Annotated in this window: 1 pseudogene; it reads left to right on the forward strand. The window is 69.3% G+C overall.

Annotated elements, in window-relative coordinates:
• Positions 1-202: pseudogene (locus ACLZOT_RS51515) on the forward strand (MarR family transcriptional regulator); the annotation flags it as partial.
• Positions 203-306: the final 104 nt, after the last annotated feature.

Consider the following 306-nt stretch of genomic DNA (forward strand, 5'->3'; position numbering starts at 1 on the left):
GGCCATCCCCAACCCCGCGCACCAGCGTTCCTCGCTGATCCGGATCACCGGCGGGGGCAAGGCCGTCATCACGACGATCCTCGCGCGCGAGCACGCCCTGAACCGACAGGTCGGCGGTGAGCTGACCGAGGCCGAGCTCCGGGCGTGCGTACGCGTGCTGAAGCAGATGATCAAGACCTTCGACCACGTCGAAGCGGACTGACCTACCTACTTCCCCATGACGAGCCCGTCGTCCCCGGCGCCCCGGCTCAGCACGACCTCCCGGATCCGGTCCCGCTCGCCCTGCAGTTCGGCGCCCTTGGCGAT

Origin of the sequence: Streptomyces sp. 4F14 (genome assembly GCF_048159485.1) — a bacterium.
In the GTDB taxonomy this organism is placed as follows: Bacteria; Actinomycetota; Actinomycetes; order Streptomycetales; family Streptomycetaceae; genus Streptomyces.